Here is a 1,345-nt window from a genome sequence, read left to right on the forward strand (position 1 = left end):
TGAGGAATATCTCAATTTTTAAACATAAAATGCGAATTGTTTAGTACAAAAAAGCAGCGTTACGTGATCTTTCCCTGCCAGCCCCTCCGGGTTGACCTGCTCCGTCACCCGCAGAACCCTGCACAATATCCAGTCCCTTGCAGGTCATGTCACCCTGCCGCGCCGCCGGTTTTCCGCTCATGGTTTATTCCTTTTCTTTTACCTTACATGGCCATACAAATAGTTACCTATACTGTCTTTGAATATTGCCCTATCATTTAAAGCCCACCTAATTTTTGCGACAGCAAAGGGATTTCTTTTTTAATCCAATCTATCATTTCATTTTTTTTAAAACATACGTTAATGCCATTCACACTTCCACATTCACCAAAAGCATCAAAATAAATTTCACATTTATTGTTGCCTTTCGAAATGATGCTAACCCCCCATCTTATATTGTTATATTTTTCTTTTCTGAAATACTTCATTTGCAATAAATCAATTATCTTACCCGCATAGAGATCGCTAAGTTCATTCACCACCACTTTATATCTGTATATTTCATTAAGACCTTCCTTGCTAAGCGGAACTAACGTGGTAACATACGATGGAAGATTAACTACCTCTATCGTTTTCACGCTATCTATTCCACACAATTCATTCACTCGCCCCATCCCCAATACCGAACCAGAAAATAGAGACAATAAAACCATCAAATATTTCATCATAAAAAACCTCACTATTCTGGCGTACCCGTTATTGTCATCGTCTGCAACGGTCCATCCACCCGATAAAAAGGCAGTCCACTATGAGCTCCTCTGACACACTCATCTAAAGTTTTCGCCGCACGCGATTCAATTATTGTAATAACCCTTGCCTCTTCTTTATTATCATATTTCTTATCCGTCCGACTTAAAAGAGCCATGAAATTTTCTTTATCAAGAAGGTAATACTGTGCATGTGCAAACTCATGCCCCAAACCTAATGCAGGCGATTGTGATTTCGAGTTTAATTCAGTTGAACAAAATAAAGACGCTCTACTATTCCAATATATCGTCATATTATTCGAATTAAATCTACCATTGGTTCCTTCAATATACTCTATATTTATAGTTTCTTCAGAGCTTGATAAAAAATCTATAGCATCTTTCATTCGTGAATCTTTTTCTAAATACTTAACAGCCTGATTAAAATCACTTGGATCACCATTAACCTCGAATTTTAAACCCAAAGAATCTATAAACCGAACAGGGTTTAATGGATATTTATACAGATTCCATTCACCTCTTAGCCCGATTGGATCCTGCGTGATATACCTCCCCTGCAACGGGTCATAGTACCGGTGACGGTTGTAGTACAGCCCCGA

2 protein-coding genes and 1 pseudogene are annotated in these 1,345 nt (G+C 38.1%); all 3 read right to left on the reverse strand.

The genetic code is table 11. The features are described from left to right. Positions 1-82: 82 nt before the first annotated feature. A pseudogene (locus tag BGE37_RS24695) lies at positions 83-181 on the reverse strand (hypothetical protein); the annotation flags it as partial. Positions 182-257: 76 nt separating this feature from the next. Continuing rightward, positions 258-707, reverse strand: coding sequence for an RHS element protein dsORF-h1 (locus BGE37_RS24700; protein ID WP_032183280.1), 450 nt, complete (start codon positions 705-707; stop codon positions 258-260). 11 nt (positions 708-718) lie between these two features. Then, on the reverse strand, positions 719-1,345 hold a 627-nt coding region (locus BGE37_RS24705), incomplete at its 5' end, for an RHS repeat-associated core domain-containing protein (protein ID WP_105288548.1).

This window comes from Escherichia sp. MOD1-EC6300, assembly GCF_002965045.1.
Lineage (GTDB): Bacteria > Pseudomonadota > Gammaproteobacteria > Enterobacterales > Enterobacteriaceae > Escherichia > Escherichia coli_F.

Bases quoted from the DNA above. Each gene is read 5' to 3' on its own strand.
- BGE37_RS24700 (WP_032183280.1), bottom strand. From the start codon at position 707: ATGATGAAATATTTGATGGTTTTATTGTCTCTATTTTCTGGTTCGGTA.